This is a genomic window from Streptomyces enissocaesilis (assembly GCF_039533765.1).
Classification (GTDB): Bacteria; Actinomycetota; Actinomycetes; order Streptomycetales; family Streptomycetaceae; genus Streptomyces; species Streptomyces enissocaesilis.
This window is the reverse complement of record NZ_BAAAUD010000038.1, coordinates 46,241-64,094: the sequence shown is the minus strand read 5'-3', so window position 1 is coordinate 64,094 and position 17,854 is coordinate 46,241. Positions and strand designations below refer to the sequence as shown.

General features: G+C 73.1%; 15 protein-coding genes, 5 tRNA genes and 1 pseudogene. 8 read left to right on the top strand and 13 right to left on the bottom strand.

All coding sequences use genetic code 11. The features are described 5' to 3' along the window. Nucleotides 1-113: 113 nt before the first annotated feature. Nucleotides 114-671, top strand: a complete 558-nt coding sequence (locus ABD374_RS18195) for a CGNR zinc finger domain-containing protein (RefSeq protein ID WP_344496457.1) — start codon at nucleotides 114-116, stop codon at nucleotides 669-671. A gap of 4 nt (nucleotides 672-675) precedes the next feature. Here the strand turns inward: ABD374_RS18195 and ABD374_RS18190 are convergent, their stop codons facing one another. Together ABD374_RS18190 and ABD374_RS18185 are read right to left on the bottom strand one after the other, a co-directional pair. Next, complete coding sequence (locus ABD374_RS18190; protein ID WP_167368049.1) at nucleotides 676-828, bottom strand: hypothetical protein; 153 nt, start codon at nucleotides 826-828, stop codon at nucleotides 676-678. A gap of 190 nt (nucleotides 829-1,018) precedes the next feature. Then, nucleotides 1,019-1,477, bottom strand: a complete 459-nt coding sequence (locus ABD374_RS18185; RefSeq protein ID WP_344496455.1) for a hypothetical protein — start codon at nucleotides 1,475-1,477, stop codon at nucleotides 1,019-1,021. A 156-nt stretch (nucleotides 1,478-1,633) separates the two neighbouring features. Between ABD374_RS18185 and ABD374_RS18180 the strand changes: the two genes are divergently transcribed. Further along, nucleotides 1,634-2,140 carry a DsbA family protein gene (locus ABD374_RS18180; RefSeq protein WP_344496453.1) on the top strand — a complete coding sequence of 169 codons (507 nt, stop codon included), beginning with the start codon at nucleotides 1,634-1,636 and terminating at the stop codon, nucleotides 2,138-2,140. Nucleotides 2,141-2,177: 37 nt separating this feature from the next. Here the strand turns inward: ABD374_RS18180 and ABD374_RS18175 are convergent, their stop codons facing one another. The 3 genes from ABD374_RS18175 to ABD374_RS18165 are packed head-to-tail and all read right to left on the bottom strand — an operon-like array spanning nucleotide 2,178 to nucleotide 4,946. Then, a complete protein-coding gene (locus tag ABD374_RS18175; RefSeq protein WP_344496451.1) occupies nucleotides 2,178-3,017 on the bottom strand; it encodes a GNAT family N-acetyltransferase in 840 nt (279 codons plus the stop codon). Between the two features lie 52 nt (nucleotides 3,018-3,069). After that, entirely contained in the window at nucleotides 3,070-3,891 is an 822-nt protein-coding gene (locus ABD374_RS18170) for an aminotransferase class IV (RefSeq protein WP_344496449.1), read from the bottom strand. Next, a complete protein-coding gene (locus tag ABD374_RS18165) occupies nucleotides 3,888-4,946 on the bottom strand; it encodes a chorismate-binding protein (protein ID WP_344496447.1) in 1,059 nt (352 codons plus the stop codon). Before ABD374_RS18165 ends, ABD374_RS18170 begins: the two co-directional genes overlap by 4 nt. A gap of 144 nt (nucleotides 4,947-5,090) precedes the next feature. Between ABD374_RS18165 and ABD374_RS18160 the strand changes: the two genes are divergently transcribed. The 5 genes from ABD374_RS18160 (at nucleotide 5,091) to ABD374_RS18140 (ending at nucleotide 5,571) form a co-directional block, all read left to right on the top strand. After that, a tRNA-Gly gene (locus ABD374_RS18160) sits at nucleotides 5,091-5,163 on the top strand. A gap of 39 nt (nucleotides 5,164-5,202) precedes the next feature. Next, nucleotides 5,203-5,276 (top strand) — tRNA-Cys (locus ABD374_RS18155). Between the two features lies 1 nt (nucleotide 5,277). Further along, nucleotides 5,278-5,349: transfer RNA gene (locus tag ABD374_RS18150), tRNA-Val, on the top strand. Nucleotides 5,350-5,387: 38 nt separating this feature from the next. Continuing rightward, nucleotides 5,388-5,459: transfer RNA gene (locus ABD374_RS18145), tRNA-Val, on the top strand. A gap of 37 nt (nucleotides 5,460-5,496) precedes the next feature. Continuing rightward, nucleotides 5,497-5,571 (top strand) — tRNA-Val (locus ABD374_RS18140). A gap of 39 nt (nucleotides 5,572-5,610) precedes the next feature. Here ABD374_RS18140 and ABD374_RS18135 read toward each other — a convergent pair. From ABD374_RS18135 to ABD374_RS18115, 5 genes and pseudogenes are all read right to left on the bottom strand, one after another. Then, the gene (locus tag ABD374_RS18135) at nucleotides 5,611-7,278 is read right to left on the bottom strand and encodes an IS1182 family transposase (protein WP_425577263.1); all 1,668 of its coding nucleotides are present in this window, start codon (nucleotides 7,276-7,278) and stop codon (nucleotides 5,611-5,613) included. A 127-nt stretch (nucleotides 7,279-7,405) separates the two neighbouring features. Continuing rightward, nucleotides 7,406-7,696 (bottom strand): TFIIB-type zinc ribbon-containing protein, encoded by a 291-nt coding sequence (locus ABD374_RS18130; RefSeq protein ID WP_344496443.1) that lies wholly within the window; start codon nucleotides 7,694-7,696, stop codon nucleotides 7,406-7,408. Between the two features lie 68 nt (nucleotides 7,697-7,764). Continuing rightward, nucleotides 7,765-8,793: a phosphotransferase gene (locus tag ABD374_RS18125; RefSeq protein ID WP_344496441.1), complete on the bottom strand. Its 1,029-nt coding sequence runs from the start codon at nucleotides 8,791-8,793 to the stop codon at nucleotides 7,765-7,767. A 230-nt stretch (nucleotides 8,794-9,023) separates the two neighbouring features. Further along, nucleotides 9,024-9,230 (bottom strand): hypothetical protein, encoded by a 207-nt coding sequence (locus tag ABD374_RS18120; RefSeq protein ID WP_344496439.1) that lies wholly within the window; start codon nucleotides 9,228-9,230, stop codon nucleotides 9,024-9,026. A gap of 198 nt (nucleotides 9,231-9,428) precedes the next feature. Next, nucleotides 9,429-9,719: pseudogene (locus ABD374_RS18115) on the bottom strand (hypothetical protein); the annotation flags it as partial. Between the two features lie 231 nt (nucleotides 9,720-9,950). Between ABD374_RS18115 and ABD374_RS18110 the strand changes: the two are divergent. After that, nucleotides 9,951-11,312, top strand: coding sequence for a serine/threonine protein kinase (locus ABD374_RS18110; RefSeq protein ID WP_344496437.1), 1,362 nt, complete (start codon nucleotides 9,951-9,953; stop codon nucleotides 11,310-11,312). A gap of 19 nt (nucleotides 11,313-11,331) precedes the next feature. Here the strand turns inward: ABD374_RS18110 and ABD374_RS18105 are convergent, their stop codons facing one another. The 3 genes from ABD374_RS18105 to cobT form a co-directional block, all read right to left on the bottom strand. Then, nucleotides 11,332-12,150, bottom strand: a complete 819-nt coding sequence (locus tag ABD374_RS18105) for a TrmH family RNA methyltransferase (protein WP_344496435.1) — start codon at nucleotides 12,148-12,150, stop codon at nucleotides 11,332-11,334. 91 nt (nucleotides 12,151-12,241) lie between these two features. Next, the gene (gene cobA, locus ABD374_RS18100) at nucleotides 12,242-13,510 is read right to left on the bottom strand and encodes a uroporphyrinogen-III C-methyltransferase (RefSeq protein ID WP_344496433.1); all 1,269 of its coding nucleotides are present in this window, start codon (nucleotides 13,508-13,510) and stop codon (nucleotides 12,242-12,244) included. A 535-nt stretch (nucleotides 13,511-14,045) separates the two neighbouring features. After that, the gene (cobT, locus tag ABD374_RS18095) at nucleotides 14,046-17,636 is read right to left on the bottom strand and encodes a nicotinate-nucleotide--dimethylbenzimidazole phosphoribosyltransferase (RefSeq protein WP_344496431.1); all 3,591 of its coding nucleotides are present in this window, start codon (nucleotides 17,634-17,636) and stop codon (nucleotides 14,046-14,048) included. Between the last annotated feature and the right edge of the window lie 218 nt (nucleotides 17,637-17,854).

Genomic DNA, 17,854 nt, shown 5'->3' with positions numbered 1-17,854 from the left:
CGCCGTCGCCGCGGGATCCACCGCGGAGACGGCGCCGGTGCGCCGTGCGCGCGAGCCGCTAAAGTCGGCCAGCATCGGCGGGCGCCCGCCCGCGGCAGGCCAGGGAGCGAATCGTGCTGATCCCCCACGACACCAGACGCGCCCTCGACGTCGTCGTCGATCTGGTGAACACGGCGCCGGAGAGCGACCAGAGCGACCGGCTCGCGGACATCGAGGCGCTGTACGCGTTTGTGCGCCTCCATCACATCAGCGACGTGGGTGAACTCGACGGGACCGACCTCAGGGCCGTACGGGACGTGCGGGCACGCTTCGCGGACGCGTTCGCGGCGCCCGGCCCCGGCACCTGTGCGGAGCTGATCAACCAGCTGGTGGCGGCGGCCGGCACCACACCGCGGCTGACCGACCACGACGGCTTCGGCTGGCACGTGCACTACTTCGCGCCCGGCGCCTCGGTCGCGGACCATCTCGCGGCGGACTGCGGGATGGCGCTGGCCTTCATCGTGGTCTCCGGCGAGCACGAGCGGCTGCGCCGCTGCGAGGCCCCGGACTGCCGCCGGGCCTTCGTCGACCTCTCGCGCAACCGGTCCCGCCGCTACTGCGACAGCCGCACCTGCGGAAACCGGCTCCATGTGGCGGCGTACCGGGCGCGGCGCAAGGAAGCCGCGAGCTGAGGCATCACAGCAGGAAGAGATCGTGCATCGCGGCCATCAGCAGCAGGAAGCCGATCACCCCGAGGAAGATCATCAGGGGTGGCTGGGAAAGCGCGAAGAGGCAGCCGCGCGGTTCTTCGGTGGGTGCGGGGGCTTCGCCCCGGGAGGTGTCCAGCATCTCCGGGCGATGATGACGCAGCGCGGCCACCCCCGATGACCAACACACCCACCTGCGCCGGGAGTTCGTCGGATCTTGGCCGTTCGTGATCTTTCGTTGATCACTTCGGCGTTCGAGTTGCCAGGTTTTCGGAGATCCTGCCGGGCGACCCGCTCGCGGCCGTCCGGGCCGTCCGGCCCCTTCGAGCCGTTCAGATGCCGTGCTTCTTCAGAATGGCTTCGATGTCGCTGAAGTCCTCCCCCGCCCCGCCGGCCTCCGGCCGGGCCTCGGCCCGGGGCCCCGTCGGCTGCGCGGCCGCCGGACTCGCCGCGCCGAGCGGCGGCGCGGACGCCCGCGGAGCGGCCTCCTCGCGCTGCGCCGCCCGCGCGGCCCTGCGCTCCCTGCGGGTGCCGCCGGTACGGCGCTCCACCGCCCTGGTCGTCATGAAGAGCAGCCAGGACAGGCCGAGCAGACCGAAGCCCACCCACACCTCCGGTTTGAAGGCGATGCCCGAAACCCACTCGACGACGCCGGTCAGCACCAGACCGACCGGTACCAGCGCGTAGGCGGCGATGCGCGTCGCGGCCAGGAATCGCTTGCGGTACGCGGCGATCGCGGCGATGCCCAGACCGGCCGCGGACGCCGCGGAACAGATCGTCTCTGCCAGCATCCGGTCCTCCAGCCCCAGGGATTGCGTTCCCCTCCATCCTGCACCGGGGGAGCCCGCCCGGGCCACGCCCCCGTACGACCTCAGGGACATCTCCGGGGCGGCCTCCTCCGCAGGTCCCGGTTGGGGACCCCTCCGGCGGGCTGGAAGACTGGCCCCATGACCGACTCCTCTCCCGTCCGCCCTGTCGTCCTCGACCTCTGGTGCGAGCTCCAGTGCCCCGACTGCCGTGCCGCGCTGGACGACGTGCGCGCCCTGCGCGAGCGCTACGGCGACCGGCTCGACGTACGCCTGCGCCACTTCCCCCTCGACAAGCACAAGCACGCCTACGCCGCCGCGCAGGCCGCCGAGGAGGCGGTCGACCAGGGCAAGGGCTGGCCGTACGTGGAGGCGGTCCTCGCCCGCACCGGGGAGCTGGCGGCGAAGGGCGAGCCGTTCCTGCTGGAGCTCGCCGGTGAACTGGGGCTGGACGCCGAGGAGTTCGACACCGCCCTGATCGACGGCCGGCACCTCCTGATCGTCGACGCCGACCAGGCCGAGGGCAGGGCCATCGGCGTCACGGGCACGCCGACCTACGTCATCGACGGCGAGCGGCTGGACGGCGGCAAGAGCCAGGAGGGGCTGCGCGGGCGCATCGAGGAGATCGTCGACCGGCTGCTCGCCTGAACCGCCGCCGGGAACCGCCGCGCAGCCGCCCCGGACCTCAGAGCAGCTGCTTGTAGAGGTGGTACGTCACCGGCTCGTAGCCGAGTGATTCGTACAGCCGCAGGGCCGGCGTGTTGTCCGTGAAGACGTTGAGCCCGATGCGCCCGGTCCCCGCCGCCAGTGCCTCGCGCTCGGCGAGCAGCAGCAGCGCACGGCCGAGCCCCTGCCCCCGGTGCTCCCGCGCCACCTCGACGTCGAAGACGTACGCACCGCTCTGGCCGGGGTGGGGGTGGCGCAGCGCCAGCCAGAGCGTGCCCACCACCGCGCCGCCCCGGGCCAGGACGCCCAGGTACGTGTCCGGGGTGGCGACTCCGCCGGCGAGAGCGGCCGCGTGGTCGGCCTCGGTCTTGGCCCGCGCCGCCTCCTCGGAGAAGCCGCGCAGGGTCAGGGACCGCGCGTAACCCGCCTTGGTGTGGGCCAGCCAGGTCTCGAACTCGCTTCCGCTCATCGGCCTGCCCGCGACACCCTCGGGCAGTACGGGGGCCCGCGCGGGCAGGGGTTTGCTCATGATGCGGTTGCGTTCCGTGTAGCCGAGGGCGGCCGCCATGCGCCGCGCGGGCTCCGCCCCGGCCGGGACGGAGATCTCCACGCGGCCGCACCCCCAGCCGCGCAGCACCTCCTCGGCCGCGAGCGCGGCGACCGTCGCCCTCCCCCGGCGCCGGTCGGCCTCGTCGATGCGCAGTCCGGCGATACGGCCGGCGCCCGTCCCCGTGCGGGGGTCCGTGGAGAGTTCGACCGTACCGACGGACCGGCTGTTCACGCACACCGCGTAGGTACGCGATGTGGCGCCGTCGGCGCCTTGCTGGAGCGGCGCGGTGGGCCGCAGGGTTGTGGTCATCAGGGGGGTTGTACCCACCGGACGGCCCCCCGTCATCCGAATTCCCGGTGCTTTACGGGTCCAGGTCCGAGGCGGCCCGCTCGTCGAAGACGCGCATGGCCTTGGCGGTCACGGGGCCCGGAGCGCCCGGCAGTTGGCGCCCGTCGACGCGGTGCACCGCCTGCACGTCGCGCAGCGTGGAGGTCAGGAAGACCTCGTCGGCCCGCTCCAGTACGTCCAGCGGCAGGTCGGCCTCCTGGGCGCCCGTCCATTCGACGGCCAGGGCGCGCGTGATCCCGGCGAGGCAGCCGGAGGAGACGGGCGGGGTGAGCAGTTGCCCGTCGAGGACGACGAAGACGTTGGAACCCGTGCCCTCGCAGAGCTGCCCGACGGTGTTCGCGAACAGCGCCTCGGTCGCGCCCTGTTCACGGGCGCGGGCGAGCGCGACGACGTTCTCGGCGTACGACGTGGTCTTGAGCCCGGTGAGAGCGCCGCGTTCGTTGCGCGTCCAGGGGACGGTGACCACCGCGGTGCTGTCGGGGCGGCGGCCGGCCTCCCCGAGGGCGACGATCAGGGTGGGGCCGGTGTCGCCGCGCTCGGAGCCGAGCGGCGAGAGGCCGCCGGTGCAGGTGATCCGCAGCCGGCCGCGCTCCATGGGGTTGGCGTCCAGGACGGCGGCGCAGGCGCGGCGCACCTCGTCGAGGTCGGGCTCGGGCAGCCCCAGACCACGAGCGGAACGAGCCAGCCGGTCCAGGTGCCGGGTGAGGGCGAAGGGCCGCCCCCCGGTCGCCTTCACCGTCTCGAAGATCCCGTCGCCCGCGGTCAGCCCGTGATCGAGTACGGACACCCTGGCGGTGGCCGCGTCCCGCAGCCCGCCGTCGACCCAAAGCTTCATGAAGCGGTCCTTCCCGTCTCCTGGTATGTGCCCGACGCTACCGCGAGCAGCCGGGATGCCTTCAGCTCGGTCTCCTCCCACTCGCGCTCGGGGTCGGAGCCCCAGGTGATGCCCGCGCCCGTACCGAACCTGAGGACCGGGCCGCCGGGGGTGGTGCGGTCGATCCAGAAGGTGCGTATGCCGACGGCCAGCTCGCCGGTGGAGCGGTCGGCGTCGACCCAGCCGATCCCTCCGCAGTACGGGCCGCGCGGCGCGGTCTCCAGCGCCTCGATGATCGAGAGGGCGCTGGACTTGGGGGCCCCCGTCACCGAGCCCGGCGGGAACGTCGCGGCGAGCAGCGCGGCCCAGCCGGCGTCGGGCGCGAGCTCGGCACGGACGGTGGAGACCAGGTGGACGAGGCCGGGGTGCGGTTCGACCACGCACAGCTCCGGGACGGTCACGGAACCGGCGACGGCGACCCGCCCCAGGTCGTTGCGGACCAGGTCCACGATCATCACGTTCTCGGCGTGGTCCTTCTCCAGGAGATCGTCCACCGTCCGCCCGGTGCCCTTGATCGGCCCGGACTCGACGGTCCGCCCGTCCCGCCGCAGGTAGAGCTCGGGGGACGCGGTGGCTATCTCGACGCCGTGCGCGGGCAGGCGGATCGTTCCCGCGTAGGGCGCCGGGTTGCCGCGGGCCAGCAGGGCGGTGAGCGCGTCGACGTCGGCGCCGGCCGGACCGGGCAGCGGCGCGGTCAGGACGCGGCAGAGGTTGGCCTGGTAGACCTCGCCCGCCGCGATGTGCTCACGGATGCGGCGTACGCCCTCCGTGTACGCGGCGCGGTCCATCGACGACGTCCAGTCACCGGCGACGGGACCGCGCCAGGCGCCGGGCACGGGAGCGGGGACCGGCTCCGCGCGTACGTCACCGAAGCGGGCGCAGACGAGACGGCCCTCGAAGTCCGCGGTGACGGCCCAGAAACCGGTGGAGTCGAGCGCGGCGGGATCGCTGGTCACATCGCGCAGGTCGGAGGCGACGAGGCCGCCGAAGCGGGCCAGAGGGGGAAGGTCGTGCACGGCCCCGAGTCTAGAGCGGGCCGCGATGACCTGCGCCGGAGCGGAGGCAGCGCAGCACGCTGCGCAAACGCGTTTTTGTACTGGCCCCGGAATCCGCTAGAGTTCACCACGTCGCCGGGACACGGAAACGCCCCGGCAAGACAAGCGGACGTGGCTCAGTTGGTAGAGCATCACCTTGCCAAGGTGAGGGTCGCGAGTTCGAATCTCGTCGTCCGCTCGGTGTGGGGGATCTTCCCGACCCCCTGTATGCACTCCTGGTGGAGTGGCCGAGAGGCGAGGCAACGGCCTGCAAAGCCGTCTACACGGGTTCAAATCCCGTCTCCACCTCCAAGGACGATTAGCTCAGCGGGAGAGCGCTTCCCTGACACGGAAGAGGTCACTGGTTCAATCCCAGTATCGTCCACTGGATCCACGGTCGTACGCGACCGGATGGTCCGTCCCGCGCGATTAGCTCAGCGGGAGAGCGCTTCCCTGACACGGAAGAGGTCACTGGTTCAATCCCAGTATCGCGCACGCAGTTCGCAGTGAGGCAGGACCAAGAGAACATCCCGCGCGATTAGCTCAGCGGGAGAGCGCTTCCCTGACACGGAAGAGGTCACTGGTTCAATCCCAGTATCGCGCACCACCAGCAAGAAGCCCCCGGCCGGGAAACGGACGCTGTTGGTTAATTCCGCCCCGCTGGATCTGATCCAGCGGGGCGGAGTGCTGCGAAGGGTGAGGTCCGGGTGCGGGCGAGGGGTCTGCCGGTGAGCCAGGCATCGATGCGGGCAAGGTTGATGGCGGCGCCGGTGAGGTGGTGTTGCAGCCGGGTTTTGGCGAGGCCGCGGTAGCGGGATCTGCGCAGGCCGAAAGCCTGAACGGCCTGGGAGATGGTGCCCTCGACGCCGGCGCGGTGTCCGTAGCGCTTCCGCCACTGATCGCTGTCCTGCTCAGGCCGGATCTGCTGCAGAATCTCGTGTTCGGGCCGGGGCCGCAGGGTGATGTAGCGGCCTTTTGGTGAGGTCGTGCACTCCTGGCGGGCCGGACAGGACGTGCAGTCACGTGCTGGGAACTTCGCCCGAACCACCGGTGTTCCTCGGTGGCTGGTCGTCTCCCGCCAGCTCGTGGTGGTGCGCCCCGTTGGGCATACGACCTGTCTGTTCTCCCAGTCGACGCTGAAGCGGGTGTTATCGAATCCTGTTGCCTGGGCCTTTTGCCTGTTGGTGTCCCGCGCGAGCGGGCCTGTCAGGCTGACGCGGTGATCACGCTGCGCATGATGGATCTGTTCAGCGTCGACGTAGCCGGCGTCGACCAGGTGCTCGTCCGGCAGGAGGCCACGCTCGGCCAGAGCGGTGTGGATGTCTTCCAGGACGGCCATGTCGGTGACCGGTGCCGCAGTGGTGTGGACGTGCGTGATCAGGTGCGGGGCGTCAGGCTCGCAGGTCTCGCTGAGGTGGACCTTGTAACCGGACCAGCCCAGGTCCCGCTTCGCACCGGTCCGCGCCTCAATCTCGTGCGGGGTGCGTAAGCGGATCAGACCGGGCGGGGTGTTCTTCGGCTCCCGCCAGCGCAGCACACCCTCGACGTGCTGGAACTGCTGCACCCACGTCCGCCGCAGGAACTCCACCGCGGGCAGATGCCGAAGGCCGGGCGGTGCCGACGCCGACCAGAGGGCCTGAAGCAGCACCATGCCGTCGGCCCCGCACTGATCGCCGTGCTCGATCCGCGCGGCCCACCGGGACGGGAAACGGGTGTCCTCCGGCCGCGCGGAGTACCGGTCGAACCACTCCGGTGCCGCCACCCCCAAGAGCCAGTCGCCGGCTGCTTCGGCGACCTGGTTCAGTGCCGTGCGCAGCGTCTCGACCACGAACTCCAGCCGGTTCAGGTCGCTCGTCGCGGCCAGCACATGGGTGGCGTCCGTGCGCTGCCGTCTGCCCGACTTGACCAGCCCGACTTCCCCGGCGGCGGTCAGTACCGCATCGAACACGCCCCTGCCCGCATCGTCCGCGGCCAGCCGGGCACGGAACTCGCTGAGCACGGAGAAGTCGAAGCCGGTATCGGTCAGCTCAAGCGACAGGGCGTACTTCCAGTCCAGACGCGAACGGACCGCGTGCGCGGCCTGCCGGTCGGTAAGCCCCTCAGCGAACTGCAACACCGACACCAGCGCCAGCCGGGCGGGCGACACCACCGGCCGCCCACGCACCGGGAACAGCCCCTCAAAATCGGCATCGGCGAAGACCGGACCCAGCGTGTCCCGCACCCGCATCACCAGACAGCCCGTCGGGAACACCGCACGAGCCACCCGCACGGTCTCCTCCGGGATCTCCGCCAGCTCCACCCCACGCAATGACACGAACCCACCCCAGAAACGTGACGACGGCCTGCACAACCCCAACGGGGTCGCACAGGCCGTCGTCACGCAGGCCCCCGGCTTTACCAACAGCATCCGGGAAACGGCCGGGGGCTTCTTCGTACCCCGGTCAGGACGAGAAGAGCATCCGGCCGAAGCCCTTCTGGCGGTGGTGGCCGCCGTGGTGACCGCCGTGGTGGCCGTGCTGCGGGGCGCCCCAGGCGGGCGCGGGGGCGGCGGGGTAGCCCTGCGGGGCCGGCGGCGGGGGCGGCGCCTGCTGCGTCCACTGCGATTCGAGGCGGGTCAGCGACTCCAGCTCGCCGTAGTCGAGAAATATCCCGCGGCAACCGCTGCACTGCTCGATCTGGACACCGTTGCGGTTGTACGTGTGCATGGGCGCGTGGCACTTGGGGCACTGCATGGTCGACTCAACTCCTCGCCGTCGGTTCGGCATCGCCGGAACACGTACCCGGCGACGGTGCGTTCACCCTACGTCGTGGCTTCGGACACCAACTCGGGCGGTAGGGCCGCAATTCGGGCACAGGATTCGATCATCATCTCCTCCACCTCGTCCAGCGGCCGGTTCTCGGCGGCGGACTTGGCGAGGGCGAGAGCGGCGGTCTGGGCCGTCAGGGCGCGGGCGGGTACGTCGAGTTGGGGCCAGGGGTCGCCGTCCGGACGCACGGCCGTACCGCCCGCGGCCCGGTACGCGCCGAGGAAGCGGTCCCAGATGTCCGGCGCGAGCAGGCCCGCGGCGTACCAGGCGGCGGGGCGGGCCAGGTCCCAGGCGGGATCGCCGGTGCCCATGTCGTCCACGTCGATCAGCAGCCAGGGGCCGTCGGGTGCGGGGTGGCGGACGAGCTGGCCGAGGTGGAGGTCGCCGTGGCAGAAGGCCGCGCGCCCGTGCGGCGGCGGGGCTTCGTCGCGGGCCCAGGCCGGGAGCCCGGCCCAGGCGCGGAGCACGGGGGCCTCGGCGGGGTGCGGGCCCGCGGCCCGCATGCGCGCGATGGCACGGGCGGCTTTCGCGGGGCCGCGCATGGGCGGGAGCGGCGTGGGGAGTCGGAGTGCGCCGGGTCTGACCGCGTGCAGCCGGGCGAGGAGGGTCGCGGCGTCCTCCCAGGGGGCGGCGTCGGGCGCTTCGGGGTCGACGGGGGCTCCGTACGGCCACAGGCTCAGGGGCCGGCCGTGCAGCAGGGTGGTGAAGGTGCTTTCCGCCGCCGGTACAGGCAGGGGTGGCAGGAGGACGCCGGTGAGGAGGGGGTCCGCGGCGGCGGCGATGCGTGCGGTGAGGGCGGCGGTGTCGGTGCCGGGGGCGTGGGACTTGGCGACGACGTCGCCGTGGCGTACGACCGTGCCGTCCGGACGGTCCGCCAGGACGTCGGGGTGGGCGCAGGGGCAGGGGGCGGCCGAGGCGCTGCGGGTGCGCGGGAGCCGGGGTTGGAGGTGGAGCCGGGGCTCGGGCTGGGGTGCGGCGTCGTGCGCGACGGCGCTCAGCGCTCGCGCGACGGATGCGGTCACGGTCTCCCCCGGTGCTGTGCTGTGTGTCGGTGCCGCGAGGGAGCCTAGCGGGGCCGGCGGGGCGGTTCTTTCCCTGTCCCGCGCCTGGGGGGTGGAGAAAAAAGCGTTTGCCCGGACAGCTCCCCAGCTGTCCGGGCAAACGCAGTCGCCCGCCGCACCCCCGTCCCCACGGGGTTATGAGATGGCCGGATGCCCTGGCCCGGTCCGCTCTACCGGGCCGTGGGCGCCGCTCAGCGCCCGAGCATCACACCCACGGACGACGCCTGTGTGACCACTGCTTCCCAGCCTCCGAAGAGGACGACGAGCAGCGCCGCGAGGGGAAGGACCATGGCCGTCGCCACCAGGGGGTGGCGCGTGCCCGACGAACGGCCGCCGAACGAGGCGAATGCCCTGCGTCCCTGCGTGCGGATCACCGTCCGCGATGCCGTGTCCGCCATGGTCCCTCTCCTGTCGTGCATGGACGGCGGCGGGTGTCTGACCTCGGGGGACGAGCGCCCCACCCGCCGCTTGACCTCAACATTAGGGGCGCGTCCGGACCGGGGCGTCATGCCCGCGTACCGATTGCCGGGCCTCCCGGAGGATGAGCGACCGTCCCCCGGCGTACTCCCCAGGGTGGAGAGACGGCCCTCCGTCCCGGGGTCTTCCCGGAGGGGGACGCTCCTGGTGTTCGGAGGTGTCCTCCCCGGGGTCCGGCTGTTCGATCAGGGCCGGCCCCCTGGTCGCCATGGAGCGCGCGGTGCACACTACGGAACCGGTGGGGGCGCCTCCATGCCCTTCAGGCCACGGGGGAGGGTGACTTCACTCACTTCGGCCACTCCCCCGTGCACCGCTGTTTCCCCCCGTCGGCCTGCCCGGCCGGCCACCACTTCGTACGTACCCGTCGTGTCTCCCGCGTCGACTGCTGTCTCCACGCGATCACTCCTCATTGATCCAATCCCCCTTCAGGGACGGGCCTTTGAGATCTCGCGCGGGCCGGGGGCGGCGGACCGGCCGTCCTCCGGCCACTTCCCGAGCTTCCCATTCGGCACTGACAATCGATCGATTCGCGAGGGCGCGGCCTATGAGCACACCGGGCCGCAGGTACGTAAGCTGTCCGACGTCGAACGGACCGGTCAGCAGCGGGGTGGGGGAGGCCCCACCGGAGGTAGGGGACGGACATGGCGATGATGCGGCTCCGGCGGGAGGACCCGCGTGTCGTCGGCTCGTTCAGGATTCACCGGCGGCTCGGGGCGGGCGGCATGGGCGTCGTCTACCTGGGCTCCGACCGGCGCGGCCAGCGGGTCGCGCTGAAGGTGATCCGGCCGGACCTCGCCGAGGACCAGGAGTTCAGGTCGCGCTTCGCACGCGAGGTGTCCGCCGCGCGGCGGATCCGCGGCGGCTGTACGGCGCGGCTGGTGGCCGCCGACCTCGAGGCCGACCGGCCGTGGTTCGCGACCCAGTACGTGCCGGGCCCCTCACTGCACGACAAGGTCGTCGACGAGGGCCCACTGGTGGCCTCCGAGGTGGCCTCGATCGGTGCGGCGCTGTCGGAGGGACTCCTCGCGGTGCACGAGGCCGGGGTCGTGCACCGCGATCTGAAGCCGTCGAACATCCTGCTGTCGCCCAAGGGGCCGCGGATCATCGACTTCGGCATCGCCTGGGCGACCGGCGCGAGCACCCTCACTCATGTCGGCACGGCGGTGGGCTCCCCCGGTTTCCTCGCGCCCGAGCAGGTGCGCGGCGCGACGGTCACACCGGCCACGGACGTGTTCGCGCTGGGTGCCACCCTGGCGTACGCCGCGACCGCCGACTCCCCCTTCGGGCAGGGCAGTTCGGAGGTCATGCTGTACCGCGTGGTGCATGAGGAACCGCAGCTGTACGGCGTGCCCGACGCTCTCGCGCCGTTGGTGCGGGCCTGCCTCGCCAAGGACCCGGAGGAACGGCCCAGCACGCTGCAGCTCTCGATGCGGCTCAAGGAGATCGCCGCCCGGGAGGCCCAGGGTCTCGGCGAGGCCAGGCCGCCGGCGCCCCGCGCCGATCAGGACCGGCCCACGGGGCGGCTTCCGGAGCGGTACGCCGAGGAGGAGACCCAGCGGGGACGGACTGCGGGGACGTCCGGGGCGCGTGCGCAGGCTCCGCGCGCCTCGTTGCCGCGCTCGGGATCACGGCCCTCGGCGGCGCGCGATGCGGCGCGTTCCGGCGGGCGTACGCACGGACGCACGGACGGGCGGACCGACGGACGCGCGGACCGGCGGACGGACGGGCGGACGGGCGCACGTACGAACGGGCGTCCGGGCACCAGGCCGGGGGTCAGGACGACATCGACCGGGCGGCGTCCGGCGAATCCCAGGCTGCTGCGGCAGCGCATCGTCGTCTTCGTCGTGGTGACGCTGCTGGTGGCGCTGGGGATCGCGGCGGCCCAGGGGTGTCAGGGGCCGGCCAGGAGTCTCGGCGTGCCTCCCGGTGCGGCTCCCGGCGTCTCTCCCGGTGCGGCTCCCGGCATGGGGAAGCCGGGCTCCGAGGGTCCGCAGGCGTTCTGAGCCGCCGGGGCCGGGCCGGTCAGGACTGCGGGCGGCCCGTCGCCACCGCGTAGAACGCGACCGCTGCGGCGGCGCCCACGTTCAGCGAGTCGACGCCGTGTGCCATCGGGATGCGCACCCACTCGTCGGCGGCGGCGAGCGCCTTCCTGGACAGGCCGTCGCCCTCCGCGCCGAGCATCAGGGCCACCCGGTCGAGGCGGTGCGGGGCCATGTCGTCGATCGCCGACGCCTTCTCGTCGGGGGTGAGGGCGAGGAGCCCGAAGCCCGCCTCCCGTACCTGCTCCAGATCCTTGGGCCAGGATTCGAGGCGGGCGTACGGCACTGAGAAGACCGCGCCCATGGAGACCTTGACCGACCTGCGGTAGAGCGGGTCGGCGCAGTCCGGGGAGAGCAGCACCGCGTCCATGCCGAGCGCGGCGGCGCTGCGGAAGATCGCGCCGATGTTGGTGTGGTCGTTGACCGCCTCCATGACGACGACCCGGCGGGCCCGGGCGAGCAGGTCGCCGGCGGCCGGGAGGGGCCTGCGCTGCATGGAGGCGAGCGCGCCGCGGTGGACGTGGTAGCCGGTGACGCGTTCGGCGAGGTCCGGGCTCACGGTGTACACCGGGGCCGGGGCCTCGTCGATGACGTCGCGCATGACATCGACCCACTTGGCGGAGAGCAGCATCGAGCGCATCTCGTAGCCGGCCTGGCGGGCGCGCCTGATGACCTTCTCGCCCTCGGCGATGAAGAGTCCCTCGGCGGGCTCGCGCCTGCGGCGGAGTTCGACGTCGGTCAGGCCCGTGTAGTCGCTCAGGCGCGGGTCGTCGGGGTCGTCGATGGTGATGAGATCGGCCACAGGGTCACTGCCTTGTCGTGGGTGCGGTGCCAACGGCTGGTTGTCGGAGGCATGGGTGCTTGCGGGCCGGACCAGTGCGGCCTTGCTTCGCTTACTGCGCCCGCGTCTGCGTCTGCGTCTGCGTCTGTCCTACGGTGACCACGTCGCCGATGACGATGACGGCCGGCGGGCGCACGTCCTCGGTCCTGGCCTTCTCGGCGACGGTCGCGAGCGTCGCGTCGACGCGGCGCTGGGCGGCCGTCGTGCCCTCCTGGATGATCGCCACGGGTGTCTCGGGCGAGCGGCCGTACGCCGTCAGGGCCGCGGCGATCGCGCCGATCCGCTCGACGGCCATGAGGAGCACGAGCGTGCCGCGCAGGCCCGCGACCGCCTTCCAGTCGACGAGGGAGCGCGGGTCCTCGGGGGCGACGTGGCCACTGATCACCGCGAACTCGTGGGCCACGCCTCGGTGCGTGACGGGGATGCCCGCCGCGCCGGGGACGCTGATGGAGCTGGAGATGCCGGGGACCACGGTGCACGGGATGCCTGCCTCGGCGAGGGCTTGAGCCTCCTCCATGCCCCGGCCGAAGACGAACGGGTCGCCGCCCTTGAGGCGTACGACCGCCTTGCCGGCTTTGGCGTGCTCGATGAGCGCGTTGTTGATGGCCTCCTGGGCCATGAAGCGGCCGTACGGGATCTTCGCGGCGTCGATCACCTCGACGTGCGGCGGGAGTTCGTCGAGGAGGTCGCGCGGGCCGAGGCGGTCGGCGATGACGACGTCCGCCTCGGCGAGGAGGCGGCGGCCTCGGACCGTGATCAGGTCCGGGTCGCCGGGACCGCCGCCGACCAGGGCGACGCCGGGGGTGCGGGTGCGGTGGTGGGGGGCGACGAGAGTGCCGTCGCGCAGGCCCTCGACGATGGCGTCGCGTACGGCGGCGGTGCGGCGGGGGTCGGGGCCGCCGCTGGTGAGGACGGCCACGGTCACGCCCTCGGAGCGGCCGGTGGCGGGGGTCCAGGCGGTGGCGGCCTCGGCGTCGTCGGAACGGACGCACCAGGTGCGGGTGCGTTCGGCCTCGGCGGAGGCGGCGGCGTTGGCGGCCGTGTCGGTGGACGCGATCAGGGCGTACCAGGCTTCGGCCAGGTCGCCTTCGGCGTACGGGCGGCGCTCCCAGCGGATCTCGCCCGCTTCGGCCATCGCCTCCACGGAGGGGGTGGCGGACGGCGATACGAGGACGATGTCGGCGCCGGTCGCGATGAGCGCCGGGAGGCGTCGCTGGGCGACCTGGCCGCCGCCGACGACGACGACGCGCCGCCCGGCGAGGCGGAGTCCGACGGGGTAGGCGGGATACGGGTCGCCTGCGGCGGCGTGCGGCGCGGTCATGGCGTGCGGCTCCTCGGGGCGGGGAGGTGGCGGGGAGGTGGGTGCGGCTTGCGGCTTCGCCGCTCTGTGGCTCGGCGGCCCCGGCTCGGGGGCCTTGCGCCGCTGCGACGGTGAAGCGGCTGGTGGGGCGGGCATCGGGGCCCCGCGAATACCTTACGGGCCGGGGGCTGCGGGGGCATCGGCGGCCGGGGGCGGTGGTGGCGGCGGGGCCGGGGCGGCGGAGCCACCCCGCGCACGGGGCCGGTGCCGCGTCGTGGCGTCTCCCCGGGTGCCGGACGTTCGGGTACGTCGGTTTGTTCGGGCGTGTTGCGTTCGACACCCTGCGGGGAGCGTCCCGGCACGTCCCCTCCCGGCACCGTGAGAGGTGGAGCACGCGTGGCTGTGGCCCCGCCTGCGCGGCGCGGACGGCGAGCGCGAGTCCTGCGGGCGACGTGCGGGGCGGGGCGCCTCGCACGGCCGTGCCCCCCGCGCAGGAGGGCGCGAGGGGCACGGCACACGCCCGCCCGGGACCGCTGAGGGCGGGGCGCGTGGCGGGTTACTTCTCGGTCACTCCGGCCGAGTCGAACGTGGCCACCTCGTGCATCGCCCTCGCCGCGCTCTGGACCACCGGGAGCGCCAGCAGGGCTCCCGTGCCTTCGCCGAGGCGGAGGTCCAGGTCGACCAGAGGGCGCAGGCCCAGCTTGTTCAGGGCGGCCACATGGCCCGGTTCCGCGCTGCGGTGGCCCGCGATGCAGGCCGCGAGGGCCTCGGGGGCGATCGCGCGGGCGACCAGTGCCGCCGCTCCCGCGCTCACCCCGTCCAGGATGACCGGCGTACGGAGAGACGCGCCGCCGAGCAGGAAGCCGACCAGCGCCGCGTGCTCCAGGCCGCCGACCGCCGCCAGGACGCCGATCGGGTCCGCCGGGTCCGGCTGGTGGAGTTCCAGGGCGCGGCGTACGACGTCGACCTTGCGGGCGTGCATCTCGTCGTTGATGCCCGTCCCCCGGCCGGTGATCTCGGCCGGGTCCTGGCCTGTGTAGACGGCGATGAGAGCGGCCGAGACCGTGGTGTTGGCGATGCCCATCTCACCGGTGACCAGCGCCTTGTTGCCCGCCGCCACCAGATCGCGCGCCGTTTCGATGCCCACCTCGATCGCGGCGAGCACCTCCTCGTGGGTGAGGGCCTGCCCCGTGGTGAAGTCGGCCGTGCCCGCGCGCACTTTGCGGGGCAACAGGCCCGGGGTGGAGGGGAGTTCGCCCGCCACGCCCACGTCCACCACGCAGACCTCCGCGCCGACCTGGCTCGCGAAGGCGTTGCAGACCGCGCCGCCGCCGAGGATGTTGGCGACCATCTGGGAGGTCACCTCCTGCGGCCAGGCCGTGACGCCCTGGGCGTGCACGCCGTGGTCGCCCGCGAAGATCGCCACCGCCGCAGGCTCGGGGATGGGGGGCGGGCACATCCGGGAGAGGCCGCTGAGCTGGGCCGAGATGATTTCGAGCATGCCGAGCGCGCCGGCCGGCTTGGTCATGCGCTTCTGGCGTTCCCATGCCTCACCGAGCGCCTTGGCGTCGAGGGGGCGGATGTTGGAGACGGTCTCCTGGAGGAGGTCGTGCGGCTCCTCGCCGGGCAGGGCGCGGCGGCCGTACGTCTCCTCGTGGACGACCCAGGAGAGCGGGCGGCGCTTGGACCAGCCCGCCTGCATCAGCTCGGGCTCTTCCGGGAACTCGTCGACGTAACCGACGCAGAGGTACGCGACTACTTCGAGGTGCTCGGGCAGGCCGAGGGCGCGGACCATCTCCCGCTCGTCGAAGAAGCTGACCCAGCCGACGCCGAGTCCCTCGGCGCGGGCCGCGAGCCACAGGTTCTCGACGGCGAGGGCGGAGGAGTACGGCGCCATCTGCGGCTGCGTGTGGCGGCCCAGGGTGTGGCGGCCGCCGCGGGTGGGGTCGGCGGTCACGACGATGTTCACCGGGGTGTCGAGGATGGCCTCGATCTTCAGTTCCTTGAACTGCTTGGCCCGGCCCTTGGGCAGCGACTTGGCGTACGCGTCGCGCTGGCGCACGGCGAGCTCGTGCATCGTCCGGCGGGTCTCGGCGGAGCGGATGACCACGAAGTCCCAGGGCTGGGAGTGGCCGACGCTCGGTGCGGTGTGCGCGGCTTCGAGGACGCGGAGGAGAACCTCGTGCGGGATGGGGTCGCTGCGGAAGCCGTTGCGGATGTCGCGGCGCTCGCGCATCACACGCAGGACCGCTTCGCGCTCGGCGTCGTCGTAGCCGGGAGCGGGCGCGGAGGCGGGAGCGGGGGCGGTTTCGGAAACCTCGGGCTCGGAAGTCGTTTCCGGAGCCGCTTCGGGCTCGGGGGCCGTGATGGCTTCGACCGCGGGCTCCGGTTGCGGCTCCGGTTCCGGTTGCGGCTGGACCGGCGGTTCGGGAGCCGGGACGGTGGCCGCAAGCTCGGGCTCGGGCTCGGGCTCGGTTGCAGGCTCGGCGAGCTGTTCCTGGGCCGGCTCGGGCTCCGGCTGCGCGGTCGGGACCGGCGCCGGCTCGATGACGGTGGCTGCCGGTTCGGCCACCGGCGGTTCGGCCAGGGGCTGTTCCTGGGTCGGTACCGCGACGGGTGCCGGTTCTGGGACAGGAGTCGGCGCCGGAGCCTCGACAGGTTCCGGAATCGGTACGGGTACGGGTACGGGCGCTGCCTCCGCTTCCGGCGCTTCGGGCTCGGGCGCCACGACGGGGACGGCGACGGGCTGCGGCTGCGCCTCGGCGACGGGTTCTCCGGACGGCAGCGGGGCCACCTGCGGCGCGACCGGGACGAACTGGCCCACGGGCTGCGGTTCCTGAGACACCAACGGCGGCTGCGGCTGCGGCAGCTCGGGCTGCTGCGGCTCGGAAGCGACAGGTTCGGGGGCGACCGGCTCCGGCTCGGCGACGGCGACCGGTTCCGGAGCGACGGGCTCGACGGCGGCCGGCTCGGAAGGGAGAGGTCCGGGGGCAACGACCGGCTCGGGCACGACCGGTTCCGGCTGGGCGACCGCGGCCGGTTCCGGCTCGGGCACGACCGGCTCCGGCTGGGCGACCGCGGCCGGTTCCGGCTGGGCGACCGCGGCCGGTTCCGGAGCGACCTGCTCCGGTTCGACCGGAGCGCTCACGGGCTCCTCCGCGACCGGCGCCGGCACGGGTACGGCCTCGACCACGGCTTCGGGCACAGCCTCGACCTGCGGTTGCGGATCTACAGCTTCCGGAACGACCGTTTCTGCTGAGGTCTCCTGAGGCATCTGAGGCATCTGAGGCATCTGAGGCGCCTGAGGCTGAGGCCAGGGCGCAGCTGCCTGCGACGGAATCACGCCGAGCTGCGGACCGGGCAGCGCAGCCGCCTCGTCACGGGGAATGTCGAGGTACTCGGGGCCGGTGACCGGCGGTCCCACGTGTCGTGCGGGTGCGGGGTTCTGCGGCATCGTCACCGCGCCTGACGCAGGCCCGCGGTCGGCCAGCGAACGTACGACGCCGCCGGTCGTCTCGGGCATCGGCGGGCCGAGGTGCAGCGGGCGGCGGGCCGGGGAAGGTGCCTGGGCGGAGACGGACGCCGGCGGAATGCGCACACCGCTGAGGTCGACGGAACCGGAGTCACGGCCACCGGCTTCGTGCGCGCCGGGCTCACTCCCCTGAACCGGCTGCGGCTGCGCCTGGGGTTCGGCCTGCGCCTCGGTCGCCTGAAGGTCCTGCGGCGCGCTCTGCGGCTCCGGGACGGAGGAGAGCCGGAAAGCCGGCTGCGACTCGGCGGTCTCGGGTGCCTGGGGCGCGTGCTGCGTCTGCGCCGCGTGTGGCGCTCCGGAGGCCTGCTCCGGCAGTTGCGCCTGCGGCATCTCGGAGGTCTGGAGCATGTGCTGCCGCTGTGCCTGCGACTGCTGCTGCGGCGCCTGGTGTATGGGCGGCGCCTGCTGCGCCTGCGGCGTCTCCGCCGCGGGCGCGGCCTGGTGGTCGCTCCACGCGCCCTGCGCGCCCGGCATCAGCAGCAGGTCGTCGTCCTCGGCTGCGCCCTCGGAGGGTTCGAGGAAGGTGTACGCGTCCGGAGCGGGGATGCCCGGCTGCGCCACCATGCCTGCGTCCTCCGGCAGTCCCTCACCCGGGACCCGGCCGGTGTCAGTCATGCGTACCCCTTGCCCATCCATCGCTTGTGCTCCTTCGGCCCTTCGCCGGTGACGCCTGCTCGCGGCACGTCCGGCACCCGTTCAAACAAGAACGAGCGTCCCTGTCGCGCGGCACGAGAACCCCACGGACACCATGCATTCTCGCGGCCGTTCGCCGCGAGGGCAGGAAGTCCCGCCACGGCCCGCTGTGGGCTGCGCCACGTTGCGCCGCCCCCGGT

Coding starts and splice junctions, on each gene's coding strand:
- ABD374_RS18130 (WP_344496443.1), bottom strand. CDS start 7,696: ATGCAGTGCCCCAAGTGCCACGCGCCCATGCACACGTACAACCGCAAC.
- ABD374_RS18110 (WP_344496437.1), top strand. CDS start 9,951: ATGGCGATGATGCGGCTCCGGCGGGAGGACCCGCGTGTCGTCGGCTCG.
- cobT (WP_344496431.1), bottom strand. CDS start 17,636: ATGACTGACACCGGCCGGGTCCCGGGTGAGGGACTGCCGGAGGACGCA.
- ABD374_RS18170 (WP_344496449.1), bottom strand. CDS start 3,891: ATGAAGCTTTGGGTCGACGGCGGGCTGCGGGACGCGGCCACCGCCAGG.
- ABD374_RS18120 (WP_344496439.1), bottom strand. CDS start 9,230: ATGGCGGACACGGCATCGCGGACGGTGATCCGCACGCAGGGACGCAGG.
- ABD374_RS18190 (WP_167368049.1), bottom strand. CDS start 828: ATGCTGGACACCTCCCGGGGCGAAGCCCCCGCACCCACCGAAGAACCG.
- ABD374_RS18175 (WP_344496451.1), bottom strand. CDS start 3,017: ATGACCACAACCCTGCGGCCCACCGCGCCGCTCCAGCAAGGCGCCGAC.
- ABD374_RS18185 (WP_344496455.1), bottom strand. CDS start 1,477: ATGCTGGCAGAGACGATCTGTTCCGCGGCGTCCGCGGCCGGTCTGGGC.
- cobA (WP_344496433.1), bottom strand. CDS start 13,510: ATGACCGCGCCGCACGCCGCCGCAGGCGACCCGTATCCCGCCTACCCC.
- ABD374_RS18180 (WP_344496453.1), top strand. CDS start 1,634: ATGACCGACTCCTCTCCCGTCCGCCCTGTCGTCCTCGACCTCTGGTGC.